The organism is Tumebacillus lacus, assembly GCF_026410385.1.
GTDB classification, from domain to species: Bacteria; Bacillota; Bacilli; order Tumebacillales; family Tumebacillaceae; genus Tumebacillus; species Tumebacillus lacus.
On record NZ_JAPMLT010000001.1, the window covers coordinates 672721 to 690832 of the forward strand.

Annotated in this window: 17 protein-coding genes; 3 read left to right on the plus strand and 14 right to left on the minus strand. The window is 58.8% G+C overall.

Going from position 1 to position 18112, the window contains the following annotated elements; translation table 11 throughout:
• Window positions 1-15 precede the first annotated feature (15 nt).
• The 3 genes from OS242_RS03360 to OS242_RS03370 form a co-directional block, all read right to left on the minus strand.
• Window positions 16-468, minus strand: a complete 453-nt coding sequence (locus tag OS242_RS03360; protein ID WP_267150229.1) for a hypothetical protein — start codon at window positions 466-468, stop codon at window positions 16-18.
• 21 nt (window positions 469-489) lie between these two features.
• The gene (locus OS242_RS03365) at window positions 490-1095 is read right to left on the minus strand and encodes a YkoP family protein (protein WP_267150230.1); all 606 of its coding nucleotides are present in this window, start codon (window positions 1093-1095) and stop codon (window positions 490-492) included.
• Between the two features lie 128 nt (window positions 1096-1223).
• Window positions 1224-1421, minus strand: coding sequence for a cold shock domain-containing protein (locus OS242_RS03370; RefSeq protein WP_267150231.1), 198 nt, complete (start codon window positions 1419-1421; stop codon window positions 1224-1226).
• Window positions 1422-1551: 130 nt separating this feature from the next.
• Here OS242_RS03370 and OS242_RS03375 point away from each other — a divergent pair, with 130 nt between their 5' ends.
• Entirely contained in the window at window positions 1552-1917 is a 366-nt protein-coding gene (locus OS242_RS03375) for a hypothetical protein (protein WP_267150232.1), read from the plus strand.
• Window positions 1918-1933: 16 nt separating this feature from the next.
• Here OS242_RS03375 and OS242_RS03380 read toward each other — a convergent pair whose 3' ends face one another.
• From OS242_RS03380 to OS242_RS03400, 5 genes are all read right to left on the minus strand, one after another.
• Entirely contained in the window at window positions 1934-2737 is an 804-nt protein-coding gene (locus OS242_RS03380; RefSeq protein WP_267150233.1) for an SDR family NAD(P)-dependent oxidoreductase, read from the minus strand.
• Window positions 2738-3076, minus strand: coding sequence for a rhodanese-like domain-containing protein (locus tag OS242_RS03385; protein WP_267150234.1), 339 nt, complete (start codon window positions 3074-3076; stop codon window positions 2738-2740).
• Window positions 3077-3091: 15 nt separating this feature from the next.
• The gene (gene cysK, locus OS242_RS03390; RefSeq protein ID WP_267150235.1) at window positions 3092-4012 is read right to left on the minus strand and encodes a cysteine synthase A; all 921 of its coding nucleotides are present in this window, start codon (window positions 4010-4012) and stop codon (window positions 3092-3094) included.
• A 75-nt stretch (window positions 4013-4087) separates the two neighbouring features.
• Window positions 4088-4819: an NlpC/P60 family protein gene (locus OS242_RS03395; RefSeq protein ID WP_267150236.1), complete on the minus strand. Its 732-nt coding sequence runs from the start codon at window positions 4817-4819 to the stop codon at window positions 4088-4090.
• 98 nt (window positions 4820-4917) lie between these two features.
• Window positions 4918-5280 (minus strand): Lin0512 family protein, encoded by a 363-nt coding sequence (locus OS242_RS03400; protein ID WP_267150237.1) that lies wholly within the window; start codon window positions 5278-5280, stop codon window positions 4918-4920.
• A 154-nt stretch (window positions 5281-5434) separates the two neighbouring features.
• On the opposite strand from OS242_RS03400, the gene OS242_RS03405 reads away from it, so the two are divergent.
• A complete protein-coding gene (locus OS242_RS03405) occupies window positions 5435-6202 on the plus strand; it encodes a TRM11 family SAM-dependent methyltransferase (RefSeq protein ID WP_267150238.1) in 768 nt (255 codons plus the stop codon).
• 297 nt (window positions 6203-6499) lie between these two features.
• Here OS242_RS03405 and OS242_RS03410 read toward each other — a convergent pair whose 3' ends face one another.
• The 3 genes from OS242_RS03410 to OS242_RS03420 all read right to left on the minus strand — a co-directional run bounded on the left by OS242_RS03410 (window position 6500) and on the right by OS242_RS03420 (window position 12681).
• Window positions 6500-11086: a glutamate synthase-related protein gene (locus tag OS242_RS03410; RefSeq protein WP_267150239.1), complete on the minus strand. Its 4587-nt coding sequence runs from the start codon at window positions 11084-11086 to the stop codon at window positions 6500-6502.
• A gap of 317 nt (window positions 11087-11403) precedes the next feature.
• Window positions 11404-12198, minus strand: coding sequence for a hypothetical protein (locus tag OS242_RS03415; protein WP_267150240.1), 795 nt, complete (start codon window positions 12196-12198; stop codon window positions 11404-11406).
• 33 nt (window positions 12199-12231) lie between these two features.
• Window positions 12232-12681 carry a DUF441 domain-containing protein gene (locus OS242_RS03420; RefSeq protein ID WP_267150241.1) on the minus strand — a complete coding sequence of 150 codons (450 nt, stop codon included), beginning with the start codon at window positions 12679-12681 and terminating at the stop codon, window positions 12232-12234.
• A 263-nt stretch (window positions 12682-12944) separates the two neighbouring features.
• Between OS242_RS03420 and OS242_RS03425 the strand changes: the two genes are divergently transcribed.
• Window positions 12945-14135 (plus strand): MDR family MFS transporter, encoded by a 1191-nt coding sequence (locus OS242_RS03425; RefSeq protein WP_407702078.1) that lies wholly within the window; start codon window positions 12945-12947, stop codon window positions 14133-14135.
• 46 nt (window positions 14136-14181) lie between these two features.
• Here the strand turns inward: OS242_RS03425 and OS242_RS03430 are convergent, their stop codons facing one another.
• The 3 genes from OS242_RS03430 to OS242_RS03440 form a co-directional block, all read right to left on the minus strand.
• Window positions 14182-15537, minus strand: a complete 1356-nt coding sequence (locus tag OS242_RS03430; protein WP_267150243.1) for a TldD/PmbA family protein — start codon at window positions 15535-15537, stop codon at window positions 14182-14184.
• 3 nt (window positions 15538-15540) lie between these two features.
• Window positions 15541-16932 (minus strand): TldD/PmbA family protein, encoded by a 1392-nt coding sequence (locus tag OS242_RS03435; RefSeq protein WP_267150244.1) that lies wholly within the window; start codon window positions 16930-16932, stop codon window positions 15541-15543.
• A gap of 116 nt (window positions 16933-17048) precedes the next feature.
• On the minus strand, window positions 17049-18086 hold the full coding sequence (locus OS242_RS03440) for a polysaccharide deacetylase family protein (RefSeq protein WP_267150245.1): 1038 nt from the start codon (window positions 18084-18086) through the stop codon (window positions 17049-17051).
• Window positions 18087-18112 lie beyond the last annotated feature (26 nt).

An 18112-nucleotide genomic window follows, 5' to 3' on the forward strand; every position in this document is an offset into this window, starting at 1 on the left:
CATCTTTTTTTGAAATCAGGCGCTCAAAATATAGCTGCCGATCATGATAATCGCGCTGCCGACGGCGATCCTCGTCAGGTCCGCCCCGTTCGCCAGCTCGCGAAAGACAACCAGTCCGCCGAGCACCGCGACGACCGTGTTGGCATTGACCAACGGGATCAACTGCGCCACATTTGTCGCCGGATCGCGAAACGCCGCCGTCACCGTCAGCGTCCCGATCAACCAGATCGCCCCTGCAGCCGCGCCGATCAACAGGCCCGGCCAAAGCTTCGGCTCGGCGAGCACCGCATGTCCGCCTTTGATCCAAGCAAACACACCGCCTGTCACGACCACCCCGAGCGCGAGTCCCAGTGCGATCACTTCCAGCGGCGCCTTCATGTACTTGTCGGAACTGAGATACTTGAGCGGCAGCGAGTACAGCCCGTATGCAAACGCCGCGACGATCCCGGCGATCACCCACGTCTTCAACAGCCTCACCTCATCAATGGATCAGGATGTCCCTTCCTGTTCCATATCTATGACAAGCCTCGGCTCGACTTGACCGTAGCGGCGAAAAAGTTCGTCTTTCAGCAAAATCACCCGCTTGAGCACCAGCGCCTCACGACGCCTCATCAGCCTCTTGCTCCCGTCCGGATGACAAAAGGAGAGAATCCGCAGCATGTACCAATTGCGAAACCGATACCACCACGTATCAGGCACCGACCCGACGTGAAAGCCGAGCGGTTCCACGCCGCGGTTGAGCAGCGTCACGCCGATCAACGCCTTGACCCGTTGCCCGCGCGGATGCTCGCGGACAAACTCGGCCAACTCCGGCAGCGACCGCTTCGCCTCGCGGATCATCAACAGCGAGCGTCGATTTTCCGACGAGATGCCGTTCATCAACTGTTGCAACCTGACGTTGTACAGATGCAAGATCCCGACCCACTCGCCGCGCCGCAACTCCTCGCCGTTCGGCAATCGAAAGTCGGGACCCTTAAACCGCCGCACCCTGATCCGAAATACATTCGTGCCGCCCATGTCCTCATAATCAAAGCGCCGGACCGCGCGATAGACCGGATCGCAACACTTCCACAACAACAGTCCCAGTCGATTCATGCGTTCGCTCCCCCCTCGCCGTTAGATTTTGCCTTTCCCCCCTCGTGTATGCGAAGATAGGAAAAAGCCCCGGGAGAGAGATCTCCCAGGGCTATATCAGCGAGATTTATGAAAATATCGCTTACCGATTACAGCTTGATGACGTTAGCCGCTTGCGGACCACGTGCGCCGTCGACGATGTCAAACTCAACGGTTTGACCTTCTTCGAGGGTTTTGAAGCCATCGGTCTGGATTGCGGAGAAGTGTACGAATACGTCGCCACCGTCTTCACGCTCGATGAAACCGTAACCTTTTTCTGCGTTGAACCATTTCACTTTACCTTGCATGGGAATCCTCCTAACGGTACATTAAAGGTAGATAAGAGATGGAACGTTGCCACAACTTACCTTTTATTCATTTTAACCCACCTGCTGTCTGGAAGTCAATCTATCACTTGGAAATAGGAGCCATAGTCGAATGCGAAAACCTGTCATCAAGCTAGCCAAAGTTTATGTTGTAAACGTCGAAGATCCGGGCGACTACTACTTTCGACCGGAAGGCGTGCTGTTCGTCGATGAAAAAGGCAATCACACCCTGTACGCCCACGACTCCCGCCACAACTTTTTGAAGGCGGCCGTGCAGAAATTTCCGTGGGAAGAACTTACGGAAGGCGTGTCATTTCGCGAGCACACCGTGCGGCTGATCGACCTGACCTCACAGATGGACGAGCTGTTTTTCCTGCTCGTGGACGAGATGCCCGATATGCTGCAACGCCTCTACGACGGCTCGCCGCGCCAGTATTTCTTTTTGGAAAAATACCTCGAGCAAAACCGGCAACACTAAAAAAACGCTCCCTCAACTACTTCGAGGGAGCGTTTTTCTTTTCTGTGAAGCGAATCCCGGCGAGCGTCAATCGTTTGTACAGAGCCGGGAACAGATAGCGCAGTTTGACGCCGAGCGACAGCGGGCGCGGAATGATGTATAAAGACTTTTTCTCGCGAGTCGCCCGCAAGATCGTCGCCGCCACCTGATCGGACGTAAGCGACGGGACAAAGTCCGGGATCGCACTGCGGTCGGCATGATCAAAGAAAGGGGTCTCGACGGGACCCGGATTGATCGTGGTCACTTGCACCCCCGTGCCGTCCAACTCATAGCTCAACGCCTCGGAAAAGCCCATCACGGCAAATTTGGACGCGGCATAGCCGCTGTGCCTTGGACCGGCCACAAATCCTGCCAAGGACGAGATCTGGATGATGTGGCCCTGATCGCGCTGCAACATCCCCGGCAGCACCGCTTTTGTCACGCGGACCACGCCGAGGTAGTTGACATCGATCATGCCTTCATAGTCCCGCATCGCCATCGTGGCGACCGGGTCGAACACGCCGTATCCGGAGCAGTTGATCAGGATATCCACCCGTCCGTACCGCTCGATGACCTCGGCGACCGCACGAAGGACTTCCTGCTCGGACTGCACGTCCATACGCAGGACGTGCGCCTCGATGCCGGTCTGCTCGCGAATCTCGGCAGCCACCTCTTGCAGTTTATCCACCGAGCGAGCGGCCAGTACCGGGATTGCCCCTTCGCGCGCGAGATGCAGCGCCGTCTCACGGCCGATACCGCTCGACGCACCGGTGATCAACACGATCTGATCACGAAGCCGCATTTACTCCTCCATGCCTTGCTTCACGTCGCCGCGCCAAGAGAGCATGCCGCCGTTAAAATTGGTCACTTTTTCGAAGCCCTGTTGCTTGAGGAAGCGAGAGACCATGTGGCTTCTGTTGCCGCTGCGGCAGATGAAGACATACTCCTCGTCCTTGTCGAGCTCGTCCAGACGCTGCGGAATCGAGTTCATCGGGATCAGCGGCACGTTCGGGATATGACCGGCGTTGTATTCTTCCGGCTCGCGAACGTCGATAAATTTGATCTTGCCCTCTTTTTCTTTGAGCAGTTGTTGCAGTTCTTCTTGGTCGATCTGCTGGATGCCATCGATTTCGTGCGGCATGCTACCACCTCATTCTCAGCTTTGAAATAGTTCGGACGTCAAATAGCGCTCGCCCGTGTCAGGCGCGATGGCCAGAACGCGCTTGCCGGGGCCGAGCTCGCGGGCGACCTGAAGCGCCGTCAGCGCAGCCGCGCCGCTCGACGTACCGACGAGGATGCCTTCCTCGCGGGCGAGGCGGCGGGTCATCGAGATCGCGTCCATGCACACCACCAGTTGGATCTGATCATAGATCTGCCGGTTCAGCACGTTCGGCACAAAGCCGGGGCTCGTCCCGACGATCTTGTGCGAACCGGCCGGCTGCCCGGACAGCACGGCGGACGACTCCGGCTCGCAGACGTAGATCTTCAGATCGGGGATCAGCTTCTTCAGCTCTTCACCCGTGCCTGTGATCGTGCCGCCGGTGCCGGCCGTCGCGACAAAAGCGTCGAGACGCCCTTCCATCTGTTCATAGATCTCTTGTGCAGTGGTGCCGCGATGGGCGTTCGGGTTGTGCTGATTGTCGAATTGCATCGGCACAAAAGAGAGCGGGATCTCCGCCGCCAACTCCTGCGCTTTGCGAACCGCCCCGTTCATGCGCTCGGCTCCCGGCGTGAGGATCACCTCCGCGCCGTACGCCTTGAGGATGCGCACGCGCTCCTCCGTCGCGGTGTCCGGCATGATCAGGATGACGCGGTAGCCTTTCGCCGCCCCGTTCATCGCCAGTCCAATGCCGGTGTTGCCGCTGGTCGGTTCGATGATCGTGCTCCCTTTGCGCAACAGCCCGTCCTCTTCGGCCTGCCGAATCATGTTGTAGGCCGCGCGGTCTTTGACGCTGCGGCTCGGATTGAACATCTCCAGTTTGAGATAGACGTCCGCCATGCCCTCAGTCACGACACGGGACAATTTGACGACCGGAGTGTTCCCGATCAATTCAGTGATGTTGTTGACGACTTTCATCTTCCTCACTCCACTCAACGGTTCGGAATCTGAGATCATCGTGGCATGTTTTACGTGCGTTGTCAAATCAAAGCATCACAGCACCCGCTTGCCTCCGAGAAAGCGGTCGCGATAATAGTCGGCGTCCAGCGCGGACGTGATCACGCCCGTGTCCTGATTGAGCGCGTGAACAAATTTTCCTTCCCCGATGTAGATGCCAAGGTGCGACGGACCCGGCGCATAGGTAGAGAAAAACACGAGGTCGCCCGGCTGCAATTCCGTTTTGTTCACCGTCTTGCCGACCTGATATTGATCGTAAGAGTTGCGCGGCACCTGCACGCCAAACTGCGAATAGACGTACTGGGTAAATCCGGAGCAGTCAAATCCGTTTGGATTCGTGCCGCCCCACACGTAAGGCTTGCCAAGAAAATGCTGCGCCTTTTGCGCGATGAGATGACCGCGGCGGGCCTTTTCAAATTTGGCGTATTCGGCCAGATGTATCGAACGGGAAGCGAGCAGGTACTGTTGCGGCGACTTCTGGGCGGCCGCCAGCTCCCGCGCTTCCTTTTTCATCTCAGCGATCTGCTCCGCCTCAAGGCGCAGCTCTTCCATCGTCGCCCCTCTGTCCGGGCGGTAGTTATCGAGCATGATCGAGCCGCTCGGGAACACGTCTCTCGCAGGAGAAGCGGGTGAGAGATGATCGGCCAGAGCGGATGCGGCAAAAACAGGTGTCGGTCGCAAATAGTTCGTTTCCCCTCCGGCGAACAGCACGAGCAGGGTCAAGCACAAGCAAAGCCATGCAGAGGTCCATTGTTGACGCGTACTCATCATCTGTCTCCTTTCACCGAAAAAAGGAAGATCACCCTGTAAACAGAGTGATCTACCATGTTTGTACTATATGGGCTTATCCACCTTTTTAGTCTTGCTTATTCTTCGTATCCCACTTCGACAGCCGCATTGACCACGATCACTTCATCATTGGCATCTCCTTTATCGGGCAGCACGACGCCGCTGGAGCAGATCAAACCGCCCGGAACGATCTCGACGGAGACCTGGCCGTAAGGAAATGTTGCTTTTACTTTTTCAATGTCCACGCGATCGGCCGGCACAGGCACGCCGAGTTTGACGCGGACTCGCATGTTTTGGATGTCCTGCCCCGGCAGGATCGCGCGCAGACCCGGCATCGAGTTGGTCTGAATCGCATCACGGCATGCCCGCGTTGCGGCGACCGTCGCATCTTGTCCATGCAAATCCACACCCATACCGATCTCAATAAAAATCACCTTCATAACAATTCCCCTTTCTTGGTGAGCTTATCCAATTCAAATCTTAGAGAACCGGAGGCAAAAAAACAAACAGAACATACGTTCTTGTCAAATCCATGATTTCCTAGTACAATCAAAATATAACCACGCGTCACGAGATTGAAAGGAGCGAACACTCATGGCCATTCCCGTACTTTCGTCCCGATCTACCCATCAGGACCCTTTTGGAGGCAGACAGCTCGATCTGCTGTCCCCCGCATACGGTTCTCCCCATTTCCCCGATGAGGTGCCTGGCGCGTTCGGCCTTTCTTTCTCGCCCGCGCTGGTTCGCCACCTGATCCACACGCACTCGCGTCCGGGAGACACAGTGCTCGACTGCTTTCTCGGCGGCGGCACCACCGTCTATGAAGCCCTGATGATGGGGCGGCAGGCGGTCGGCGTCGACTGCAACGAACGCTATGTGGAGGAGGTGCGCTCCAGACTGCTGTCCGGAGTCGGTCCGTCTCTTTACACGGCAGACGCCCGTTCGCTGCCTTCCTTGCTCGAACCGGAGTCGGTCGACCTCGTCATCACGCAGCCCCCCTATGGCAACACGCACCCTTTCTCCCGCCACCTGAGCGATGATCTGTCCCGGCTCGCCTCCCGCGAGTTTCTGCTCGCCATCGAAGAGGTGGCCGACAGCCTCTGGCAGGTGCTCAAACCAGGCGGTCTCTGCGCCCTGCAGATCGGCGACATCAAGGACCGAGGCCGCATGATGCCGCTCGGCTTCCAGTTCGTCCATCGCTTCCTCTCCCGCGGCTTCTCCGTCAAGGTGATGTACGATCACCGCACACCGCTCTCCCCCCTTCCGCTCACCCTTCATCCCCACGAATATCTGATACTCTTCCAAAAGAAAGAGTCTGACAAAAAACAAAAAACGACGAAGTCTGCACGCTGGATCTCGTAACATCCAGCGTGATTTGACTTCGCCGCCGCGTTAAAACTGCATCAAAAACAGAACCGACAGACCAAACGACCAGAGTGCGCCGATACAGCAGGTGAGTGGTTCTTTATGCTGCCGTATCCAGTCAGGTACTTCCATCACGGACACCTCTTTTGTTCTCTCTTCTTTTATCGTATGAACGGCACCTCCCGTGGAAACGGCACCTGTCTGTCCCGCCCCGTCATGCGCCCGCAAAAAAGGGCCCCCGCAACTTGGCAGGGAGCCCTCTCTGCACGCCTGTTTCAGCGTGTCTCTTCTATATTATTCAGTCGCAATGTCCTGGTCGGTCTGTTGCTCGCCCGGCTTGATCATCAGGAAGTGATGCTGCGGGGCATGCAGCAGTTGTTCGATCACCGACGCCTCCTCCTCTTGACCGCTCTTTTGCAGTTCAGCCCGGTAAGTGGTCAGCAGTTCTTCGACGTCGCGAACGCCTTGACGGTCCAGGCGCATCAACGACACTTTCGCGCCTTTTGCGATGCGGCGACGCAACGCTTTCTCATCGAGACCCAGTTCCGGTTGCAGACGGAGGAACACCGTGCCGCCGGTCATCCCCGAGCAGATCCACGGCCCCGGATCGCCGAGCACCAGCACCCGGCCGTTCGTCATGTACTCAAACGCGAATCCTTTGATCTGCGAGCGAGCCCCGATCATCCCGAGGTGGTCTTGCAACGGTTCAGTCAGCCGCTGACCAAAGATCATGTCAGCCCCGGAGAGGCGGATGCCCGCCCGGGAGTCGGCCATGCCTTGAATGATAAACAATCCGCGCTGTGCCCCGTAGCCAAGACTCTTGCCCGCCGAACCGTTTACGCGCACGCCGTGCTTATTCACGCCTTTGAGCAAGATCACTTTGCCGCCGTAGGACGTTTTGCCGAGACCGTCCTGCGCGCCGCCTTGCACCCGCAGATGAACGCCGGTGACATTGTACGCGGCAAACCCATTACCGGCGATCGAACCGTCATCGAGGCGCAGCGACGCCTTTTGGAAGTTGCCGTGCTCGCCTTTGAGGCGGGATCGGGTCACTGTGCCGGCAAAGTGGCTGCCGAGCACGCGGTCGCGACTCATCGTGCGCTGGACTTGGTGCGTGACGTGGGAGTTGCCGGACGCCATCTCGACGACCGCCTCCGACGAGATGCGCTCCGTCAGCGAGTTTACGCCGACGCTGGACATGCGCACCGCCGGCACACCGTGTTGCGTCTCGACAACGCACGGCGTGGTCAGCGCGGTCAGGTCGATGCGGGCGTGCAGATCGATCTGCTCCAGCAGATCGGCGCGGCCGACGAGATCTTGAGTGCGGGTGACGCCCAGTTTCGCCGTCCACTCGCGCAGCTCTTCTCCCATGCCGGCAAAGAAATTCATCAGACGGGAAATCGAACGATCCAACTCGCGGGGCACAAACATCTTCAGCCCCTTCTCTTCCGCCTCTTCCATCGATTCGATCTGCGTCGCGATGCCAACGTGACAGGTATCCTTGTGACAGCCTCGGCACGCCGTGCAACCGACCGCCATCATCGCCAGCGTGCCAAACCCGACGCGGTTTGCACCGAGCAAGATCATCTTCAGCACGTCGATGCCGTTTTTCAGACCGCCGTCCGCCCACAGCTCGACAAGGTGGCGCAGGCCCGACTCCACCAGAGCTTCGTGCGCTTCCTTGACACCGATCTCGGTCGGCAGGCCGACGTTGCGCAGCGCATGAGCGCGTGCCGCTCCGGTGCCGCCGTCGTAGCCGCTGACGGTGATGATGTCAGCGCCCGCCTTGGCGACACCGACGGCGATCGTGCCGATGCCCGGCACGATCGGCACTTTGACGGAGACGCGGGCATTCGGGTTGGCCGTCTTCATCTCATCGATCATCTGTGCCAGATCCTCGATGGAATAGATGTCATGGTTGTTCGACGGCGAGATCAGGTCGACGCCGACAGACGCATTTCTTGCGGCCGCGACTTTGACGCTGACTTTGCTGCCCGGCAGATGACCGCCCTCGCCCGGCTTGGCACCTTGGCCGATCTTGATCTCGACCAGATTAGAGGAGTTGAGCAGTTCGTTGTTGACGCCAAATCGACCGGAAGCGATCTGCATGCCGCGATGGTTCGGGTATTTGCCGATCATGTCTTTGATCTCGCCGCCTTCGCCGTTGAACGAGATCATGTTCATCCGGTACGCCGCCTCCGCATAGGCGCGGAACGCCGTCTCATTTTGCGAGCCGAACGACATCGAGGAGATCAAGAACGGCAGCGAATGCATGCCGACGGAGATGTCGACCTGTTCCATCGGCGGACGCTTCGCCTCGTCGACCACTTTCGGAGCAAGCAGATGACGGACGGAGATCGGGTTTTTCTTCTCGAGCTCCTGCACCTTTTCCGTGTAGGCCGAGTACGGTTTAACCCCTTCGCCCACATCGGTGACCAGTTTCCACAGGCGCGGGAACACTTGATAGCCGCGAGCCACGCGAGCCTTTTCGCCTTCGGTGAACAGTTTCATTCTCCCGGCCGCATCTTGCTCCAGATCGGCAAACGACACGCCGCCCTTTTGCGACCCGTAGAAATTCACGATGCCAAAGTGTGCGGCCACCTCCGGGTGCAGGCCGATCGACGAGAACAGCCGGTCATAGCCGCGCAGTTCGAAGATCCCGATGGTGGAGATGACTTTTTCCAGACCTTTTTGCAGAGCCGAGTAGAGGTTTTTGATCATCGCCAGCGGCTCCGTGTGCGAGGCCAGCTCCCACATCAGATACGGGTTGACCGCATCGGCGCCGAGTCCGATGGCGACGACGATGTCGTGGAGATTGCGCAGGCCCCCGCTGCGCAGCACCAGCGAGACGCGACGGCGCAGGTTTTCAGCTTTTTTCGCCACCGGGTATTCCTTCAGGGCGAAATGGATCGCCGAGGTGGCGAGATGCGGGTCGAGATAGCCAAAGTCATCGCGGAACGTAAACCGGTCGTCGAGCACCAGCACGTGCGCGCCGCTGACCACCGCTTCCACCGCTTCTTGCGAGAGACGTGCCAGCGCCTGCTGCATCGACTCGCCTTCGAGGGAGTTGATGTGCAGCACCGATACGCCGTACTTCACATCTTCAAACTCGCGGAGCAGGTCTTCGAACAGATACGTGCCGAGCTGATGCGCGAGCGGGCGGTACAGATCGCGAGACAGCGGCGCCGTGCGGCGATGTCCGCCCAGCAGCAACGGCGTTTGCAGTTCGACGCGGCGGTGCACCAGCCCCTGATGACCGAGCAGCGACGGACGCGGTCCGATCACGACGCGAGTGGAGAAGTGTTCGATCTCGCGCTCCCGGTCGATGGCCGGATTGGTGACGACCGCAACGCTCTCTTTGAAATAATCGGCCAGATTGCGACGCTCTTGGCTGAGCACAGCCAACGGTCCGTCAAAGCCAAGAGACCGGATCGGCTCAAGGCCCGTGTTCGCCTGATGATCGACCAGCGTCAGATCCTCCGACTCCCAGCCCAGCGCTGCCAGCAGTCGTTCGCGATCTTCCGCCGATTCCTGCTTCGCCGTCTCGACGAGCAACTCACCGTCTGCAAACTCCGCGCGCGGTGCCCCGAAGGCAATCGAACGGCGATAGTTGGCAAATTTGAAACGGGTGCTCGCCCGTTGCAACACCTCTCGTTGCAACTCCGGGTAGTTCAGCTCCTTGACTCCTTCCGGCGACAAGAGCAGACCGATCTTTTCACCCGGAGCCATCGGACGAGGTTCGCAAATCATCTCACGCAGCGGCACCACGCCTTGTTCCGACGAAAACCAGATCGACGTCTCCGTCTGCACCCGCCACAGAGGACGCAGGCCGAGCGCGTCGACGCTGAACACGCACTCGTTCCCATAACGGGACACGATGCCAGCCGGACCTTGTGCAAACGGCCCCCACGCCGAACGGAAGTACATGTACAGATCTTGCAGATCCTTCTGGAAGTGCTTGATCTCGTTGACAATCGGCGGGAACACCATCTCCATCGCTTCAAAGAACGACAGACCGTACTCGTTGATCAGGCCTTCCACCGCCCGGTTCAAGTCCTGCGAGTCGGACCCGCCGACCACCGTCGGAATGCCGAGCATCTCTGCCTCTTCGCGCAGCCGCTTGATCGTGTTTAACTCGCCGTTGTGTCCGAGCAGCGAGAACGGCTGGACTCGCTCAAACACAGTGGTCGTGTTCGTCGAATAGCGGTTGTGACCGACCGTCACCGACGAGCGCAATTCCGGATTTTGCAATTCGGGGTAGTACCCGCGCAGGCACTCCGCCGATCCGCGCACCTTGTACACCACGCTGTAGCGGCTGAGCGAAACGACGTGAATCGGCGTTTCTGCCTCGATCTCGCAGGTCAGATGGTACAGACGCGCATCGTAGTCCTTCAGCTCAACCGCCTCAGCGCCCTCTTCCTGCACGCCGAACGCGATCTGCCAAAACAGCGGCTCTTCCTTGGTCCCTTGCGGACCGAGCACGCTCGGGTCGACCTCGCCCGCTTGATCGAGCAGGATCGTCAGCCCTTTTGTTGCAAACAAATCGCGCACCGTCTTTTTCCAGTCGGCCACCGTCGCGCTGTCCGTCTTCGGCACAAACAGATGCGCCACACCAAAATGCTCATCTTCCACAAACGCGCCCGGCAAACCGTTCTTCATCAACCGTTTCATCCAGATCTTGCGAGGAATGTCGACCAAGATACCGGTCCCGTCCCCTTCACCATCCACAAAGCCGGCCCGATGATTCATTTGGTCCAGTGCATCGATGATCCGCGACACATTTTCGTGTGTCGGCTGACCACTCGTTTCCACAGCGGCGACAATGCCGCATGCATCATGTTCTTCCGGCAATTCTTTGTTCCAATTTCTTTGTTTTTCCATCTCCCTTGAACACCTCCGATTATTCCGTTTTTCTCGATAATTTAGATTATAAGGTCTCGTGGATATAAATACAAAGGGAAAATTCTTGATGACACAGAATATTCAAAGCCACAATGCGCAGTGAAAGCTATGAAAGCCCTTTCATAAGGTGATCCCACTCGATCAAAAGTCTAAATTGGCTCTTTTTTATCTAGTCCATATGATACAGGACAAACCATGGACGTTCGAAAATAACGCATACTCCGACTATTTCCTATAATAACAAAAAGAGAGGCTTATAACAGCCTCTCTTATGTTAAAAATAATATATTTGTTTTTTACCGTCGGTAAAACTGCGGGATGCAACAAATATCCTCGATCGCCATCACCGCATCGACGTAATATTCTACGTAAGGGTCCGACATCCGACCTGACGTATGCTCCCGGAAACGGGCGACCACTTCGTCCGCATTGACTTCCGTCGCCAGAAGGAACTCCCTCATCCCTGGCTTTCCGGACGTGCGCTCCAGCGCCTGCCACCAGCCCTCCGGCAGATCGCTCCGCATGGCATTTTCCTCGCTCCACTCATCGCGGGCCAGCCCGGCTGCCACCACGATGTCCTGCGCGATCAGACCACGGGCGATCCCCGACTCCGGCACCTCCTGATGTTGACGGAACATCATGCCGAGCAACACAGCCCATCCGTCTTCGTCCAGTTCAAACGCATGAGCGGCACCGACCAATGCACCGAGCCATTCCGCGCCGGCATGGTCCCCCATCCGATACGATGTCTCCAGCCCTGCGATCAAAGCGGCGACCAGTTCCTTGCCGCCTTTGTTCTGCGCTTCAATCGAGGCCAACACCACGGAGAACATCAACTGCCCCGCCTTCAGCACCGCATTTCCGCAGGCTGCCAGCGGTGCCGGCACCATCCGCTCCGCTGCGAACAGCATCGCCTGCTCCTCGCCGCCAAACGCCTCCAGATGCTCAGCCAGTCGCCGTGCCTCCTCATCCTGCCGCCCCGCCCACGCTTGTCCCAGCCAGTCGAGAAACAACAGTTTCGCCTTGATCGTCTCCTCATAGTCCCACGCTGTCCACGGCGCCTGCAACGCCTCGCTCAACCACTTTTGCATCTTCTGCTGCCTCCTCCATATGCCCCGCTATCCTTACCTTTGAAACAGCCCGAGCAGCATCGCCATCATCCCGGCAGCGATCAGCGGCCCGACCGGCACGCCACGGAACAGCGCGACACCAAGGATCGTGCCGATCATCAGCCCTGTGACCACCAGCGGACTGGCCGACATCAGTTGCACGCCTCGCCCGCCGAGATAGGACACAAACACCCCGACCGCGATGGCGAGCAACGCCTGCGGCGTGATGAACGTGCGCAAGATCTCATCGGTGCCGATCTTGCCGCTGGCGATGGGTGCGAGCACCCCGATGGTCAGGATGATCACGCCAAACTGCAACCCATACTGCTCCAGACTCGGAAACCAACGATCCAAATGCAACAGCCGCATCAGCAGCAACACCGCCACCGCGACCGAAACCGAATGGTTGTTGCCGATCACACCGATCGCCAACAAACCGAGCAACAACAGATTTGTAATGTCCAAAACAGACTTCTCTCCTCATCCTTGCCAAACATTCCATCTGCAACAAAGTGTAGCACAACTTGCCAGCGGCATGAAACATCCTGCCCCTTACGTACGCTCAGAGCAGGTGCCCTCTGCCCTCTATCGACTCTTTATCCCCTGTGATAGAATGGTTTGGTTACAGATTAACGAACGCTATAACTTCGTACTTCTTTGAGTACTTTGGAGGTTTTGCAGTGACTCTCATTCATCGTTTGCGCCGCAGCATGGCCGACTATCCGCCGATGCTCTGGTTGCTCGCCGTCGGTTGTTTTCTCAACGTCGGCGGTCTGTCGTTCCTTTGGCCGCTCAACTCGATCTACATCCACGAGGAACTGGGCAAACCGCTGACCGTCGCCGGTCTCGTGCTGCTCCTGCACTCGGCAGGCGCCACGGCGGGCTACCTCGCCGGCGGCTCGCTGTTTGACCGCGTCGGCGCACGCCCCGTTCTGCTGACCGGCCTGCTCACCGCGTCGCTCGTGATCGCGCTGCCCGGTCTGATCGACTCGTGGCCGCTCTATGTCGCCGTGATGTTCTTGTTCGGACTGTCCGCATCTTTCGTCTTCCCGGCGATCAACGCGCTCGCTGCCAAGGTCTGGCCGGAAGGAGGACGACGGGCTTTCAACTTCCTCTACGTCGCCAACAACCTCGGCGTCGCGGTCGGCACCGCCATCGGCGGCCTCGTCGCGCAGGTCTCCTTCGACCTCGCTTTTCTGTCGGCCTCGTTGACCCTGTTCCTCTTTGCCGTCTTTGCCTTCTTCAAGATACGCGACCCTGAGCCCTCCGTCACGGCTCCTGCCCAACCGGTCGCCGAAGCGCAAGCCGCAGCCCCTGAAACGTCCGCGACCTTTGAGCGTCCGCTGACTCCGGAATTCAAGATCCCTTGGCTGCCGATCAACGCCCTGTTCATCGGCTTCCTGATCCTCTGGATCGCCTACGTGCAGTGGCAGAGCTCCATCGCCGTGTATATGCAGAGCCAAGGCACCTCGCTGTCCGCCTACTCGCTGCTCTGGACGATCAACGGCGTCCTGATCTTCTGCGGCCAACCGCTGATCGCCTGGCTCGTCCGGGTCTTTCGGTCACCTTCGTCGCAGATGTTCCTTGGCACCGGCCTGTTTCTCATCGCGTTTCTGCTGATCCTCCTGAGCAACAGCTACTCCGTCTTTATCGCCGGGATGATCGTTCTCACCCTCGGCGAGATGTTGCTCTGGCCGTGTATCCCCGCGGCCGTCTCTCAGCTCTCACCGCCCTCGCGCCTTGGCTTCCTGCAAGGGCTGATCGGCAGCGGCGGCCCGGTCGGACGGATGCTCGGCCCGCTGATCGGCGGCCTACTCTACGACCACTTCCCCTTCTCCACGTTGGTGCTCTTCATCATCGGCCTGATGCTGATTCCTCTGATCTGCTTCGCCGTCTACATGCGCACCGCCCGCACATAAAAAAAGGTGTGTCCTCCGCTCTGGAAGACACACCCACCTTTCATTTTTACTTACCCGCGATTGACAGCGCAGCGATCTTGATCGACGGCGCACCGCACGCCCCGCGCCCTGGCGCATGGAAGCGCAGATCATTCCCCAGTTCCTCCACCGATTGCAACAGGTCAAAGAAATTTCCGGATACGGTGATCTGATTGACCGGACGCGCCACTTGGCCGCCTTCGATCAAAAAGCCAAGGCACGACAACGAAAAATCGCCCGATACCGGGTTGGTGCCCGCATGGATCCCTTGCAGTTCCACGAGCATCAGACCGCGTTCCGTCCCGGCAATCAGTTCGTCGAGCGACTTTGTGCCCGGTTGCAGGACAAAGTTATTCGGCGCGATCGAAACGGTCGATTTATACGATCCCTTGACTGCGTTGCCAGTCGAGGACACGCCGGCCTTCTTCGCCGACTTGCGGTTGTGCAGCATCGTGACCAGTTGCCCCTCCCGGATCACCTCCAGACGCGCGGTCGCCGTGCCCTCCGAGTCAAACGGCACCGAGCCGGGCCCTCCCGGCAGCAGCGCGTCGTCGACGAGGGTGATGTTTGCGCCCGCCACTTGGTCGCCGACACGTCCTTGTAGCTTCGAGAGTCCTTTTTCTGCCGCCTCGCCGGAAAACACCTCCGAAAAGGCGTTGAGCAGTTGTGCGGCAACGTTGTTGCGCAAGATCACCGGATACTGGCCTGATTCCACCGGCTGAGCCCCGAGTTTTGCCACCGATTCCTTGGCAGCCCGCGTCGCGATCCCGGTGAAATCAAGACGGGCGAGATCATCGGTGACAAAGCCGCTGTCCAACGCGCTCGTCACCTCTTCGCCGTCTTTTGCCACTGCGGACAATCCCCCGTAGACCAGCGAGCTCTTCACCGTGCAGTCGAGCCCTTGCGTGTTGATGATCGACACTTCCGCCTCCGAGTTGGTCACCATGCAGTAGTTGATCAGATCGACACGCGGGTCGACAGCCAACGCCGTACGCTCCATCTCCTTCGCCGCCTCGATCAACACGGACGGATCCAGCTTTGCCAGTTCCGGCGCGTACAGGTCCAACTCCGGATACTGATCCGAGCCGCCAAACAGCTCCTCTATTTCGCCGCCCTGAAGCAATTCGGCGTTGGCCCGCGCCTCCGTCAGCAGAAATTCAATCGACGACTCGTCGAGCCGCTCGGTAAACGAATACCCCATCTTGCCGCCGATGCTGCCGCGGAACGACAGACCCGCCTTTTCCGCGACCGTATACGAGTCGATCTCTCCTTTAAACACGCGGACCGACGTGCTTTTGTCCGCCTGATAATAGACCTCCATATCCGCATATCCCAGTTCCCGACCGCGGGCAAACAGTTCCGTTCGAAATTGTTGCAGATCCATGAGTTACTGGCCCCCCTTTCGACCGCCGACCGTCAGCTCCGAGACACGAATCATCGGTTGGCCGACGTCAGCCGGGATGCTGCCCGAGACCGAGCCGCACATCCCTTGGCCGTAGCCGAGGTTTTGCCCGACCATGTCGATGCGCTGGAGCACCTCGATGCCCTTGCCGATCAGCGTCGCGCCGCGCACCGGTTTCTCGATCTTGCCGTTGCGCACGATATAGCCTTCACGCACCGCAAAGTTAAAGTCACCGGTCGCCGTGTTGACCGATCCGCCGCCCAGATACTTCGCGTACAAAGCGTATTCCGTGTTGGCGATGATCTCCTCCGGCGTCGATTGACCCGCTGCGATGTACGTGTTGGTCATCCGTGAGGTCGGCGCAAATTTATATGACTCCCGGCGGGAGGAACCGGTCGACGCCATGTTCATCTTGCGGCTGCCGACCTTGTCGATCAGATAGCCTTTCAAGATCCCGTTTTCGATCAGCACGTTGCGCTGAGTCGGCGCGCCTTCGTCATCGATGTTTTGCGAGCCCCAGCCGTTCGGGATCGTGCCGTCATCGACAGCCGTCACCAGCGGCGACGCCACCTGTTGCCCCATCTTGCCTGCAAAGACAGACGCCCCTTTGGCGACCGACGTCGCCTCCAGCCCGTGTCCGCACGCCTCGTGGAAGATGACCCCGCCAAACTCATTGTCCAGAATGACAGGCATCTTCCCGCTCGGGGCAAACTCCGCATCGATCATCGTCTTGGCCGTCTCCCCGGCCACGCGCGCATAATGCTCGATGTCGAGGTTGGCAAAGTACTCCAGCCCCGCATGCGCACCCGGCCCGTAAAACCCGGTCTGCTTCTCCGTCCCGCGCGATGCGATCGCTTCGATCATCATCCGCGAACGCACCCTGCGGTCTTCCACAAACAGTCCGTCCGAGTTGGCGATCAACACGCGTTGATCGTTTGTCAAAAAGCCGATCTTCGTCTGCGCGATCACCGGATCGACCGCTTTTGCCGCCAGATGAGCGCGGCGCATCCACTCGACCTGCTTCGCCTTCGCCACATCCTGCGGCAACAGTTTGACCTCGTGTCTGTTGTCGAGGACCGACTTGCGCAAATCGAGCGCGCGACCGGTCGCTTGCCCGCGAATCGCTTGGGCTGCCGCTCGCGCCACCTTGATCAGATTGTCACGGTCCGCATCGTTTGTATACGCATAAACGGCAAACGTGCCGTCCAAAATCCGAATGCCCACACCGAAGTCACGCCCCGATACTCCGTTGTCCACATCGCCGCCGAGCATCTGCAACACCGAACTGGTGCGATCCTCCACAAACACTTCTGCAAAATCGCCGCCTGTCTCCAGCGCCGCGTTCAGCACGTCTTCCACAACTGCTTGATTGAGCATCTCTGTACCTCCCTTTTCCCGTTGTACATTCATTCGCTTCCCGAACCAAAGATTCCTACGTGCTCTTACCATATTCATCCGGGCAAAAAAACAACCACCCTCTCTTCCAAGGGTGGTCAAATCGACTTCGGCAGATTCAACAGGTCAGGCACCGTCACAAATTGATAGCCCTGCCCGCGCAAATCTTCGATGATCTTCGGCAGCGCACTCACCGTGTTGTCGAGCTTGCCGCCTTTGCCGCCGGCCGAGTGCATCAAAATGATCGAGCCTGGCTTGACGTTGGCGTGAACCTCCGCGACGATCGACGCAGACGGCGTGCCCGCCCAGTCGCGCGTATCGACCGACCAGTGGATCACCCGATAGCCGAGCCCGTTCATCTGCTGCGTCACCACCGGCGACAACGAGCCAAACGGCGGCCGCACCAACGACGGCTTATAACCGAGTTGCTCCGTCAACAGGTCGGATGTGCGCCCGACTTCCGCCTGTACTTGAGCCGCGGTGAGCTTCGGCAGGTTGACGTGGCTCCACGTGTGATTGCCGATGGCGTGTCCTTCGGCTGCAATGCGCTTGACCATCTCAGGATGATGCTCGGCGTTGAGACCGATCAGGAAAAATGTTGCCTTCACATTCTGACGTTTCAGGATGTCCAAGACCTGACCCGTGTAGATCGCATCCGGCCCGTCGTCAAACGTCAGCGCCACAGAACGCACCTCGGCAGGACCTGCTTTGTACACCGTCTGCGCATCGGCAGGAGGCATGGTCGGCACCGGCGGCGGCGTCTGCTCAACCGGTGCTGGTGTCGGTTGCGGGGGTTGCGGCTTCGGTTCGGAGGCGGGTTGTTGCGGCCCGTAGACCGGGTCTGTCTTTCCCGGATCGGCCGGGGCCGGTGCGGGTTCGGTCTTCCCGCTCTCTGCCGGAACCGGTTGCGGGTTTGCAGGAACTGCGGACAGAGGTTCTTTCTGACCGTCTCGGTCAGGAGTCGGTCGTTCAGCCGCCAGGGGCTTCGCAGGCGCCGGTTGAGTCGCCTGCACATCCGAAGACGAGGTATTGGATTTGTGTTCTCTGGCCATCGAGATGGCAGACGTATCGGAGCAAGCTGTCAAGACTGGCAACAGGACGATCAGTCCGGCCAGCGGAACAGACCATTTTCTCATGTGCAACCCCACCCTGTTTTCACGTT

Bases quoted from the DNA above. Each gene is read 5' to 3' on its own strand.
- OS242_RS03365 (WP_267150230.1), bottom strand. From the start codon at position 1,095: ATGAATCGACTGGGACTGTTGTTGTGGAAGTGTTGCGATCCGGTCTAT.
- OS242_RS03370 (WP_267150231.1), bottom strand. From the start codon at position 1,421: ATGCAAGGTAAAGTGAAATGGTTCAACGCAGAAAAAGGTTACGGTTTC.
- OS242_RS03375 (WP_267150232.1), top strand. From the start codon at position 1,552: ATGCGAAAACCTGTCATCAAGCTAGCCAAAGTTTATGTTGTAAACGTC.
- OS242_RS03380 (WP_267150233.1), bottom strand. From the start codon at position 2,737: ATGCGGCTTCGTGATCAGATCGTGTTGATCACCGGTGCGTCGAGCGGT.
- OS242_RS03385 (WP_267150234.1), bottom strand. From the start codon at position 3,076: ATGCCGCACGAAATCGATGGCATCCAGCAGATCGACCAAGAAGAACTG.
- cysK (WP_267150235.1), bottom strand. From the start codon at position 4,012: ATGAAAGTCGTCAACAACATCACTGAATTGATCGGGAACACTCCGGTC.
- OS242_RS03395 (WP_267150236.1), bottom strand. From the start codon at position 4,819: ATGAGTACGCGTCAACAATGGACCTCTGCATGGCTTTGCTTGTGCTTG.
- OS242_RS03400 (WP_267150237.1), bottom strand. From the start codon at position 5,280: ATGAAGGTGATTTTTATTGAGATCGGTATGGGTGTGGATTTGCATGGA.
- OS242_RS03405 (WP_267150238.1), top strand. From the start codon at position 5,435: ATGGCCATTCCCGTACTTTCGTCCCGATCTACCCATCAGGACCCTTTT.
- OS242_RS03410 (WP_267150239.1), bottom strand. From the start codon at position 11,086: ATGGAAAAACAAAGAAATTGGAACAAAGAATTGCCGGAAGAACATGAT.
- OS242_RS03415 (WP_267150240.1), bottom strand. From the start codon at position 12,198: ATGCAAAAGTGGTTGAGCGAGGCGTTGCAGGCGCCGTGGACAGCGTGG.
- OS242_RS03425 (WP_407702078.1), top strand. From the start codon at position 12,945: ATGCTCTGGTTGCTCGCCGTCGGTTGTTTTCTCAACGTCGGCGGTCTG.
- OS242_RS03430 (WP_267150243.1), bottom strand. From the start codon at position 15,537: ATGGATCTGCAACAATTTCGAACGGAACTGTTTGCCCGCGGTCGGGAA.
- OS242_RS03435 (WP_267150244.1), bottom strand. From the start codon at position 16,932: ATGCTCAATCAAGCAGTTGTGGAAGACGTGCTGAACGCGGCGCTGGAG.
- OS242_RS03440 (WP_267150245.1), bottom strand. From the start codon at position 18,086: ATGAGAAAATGGTCTGTTCCGCTGGCCGGACTGATCGTCCTGTTGCCA.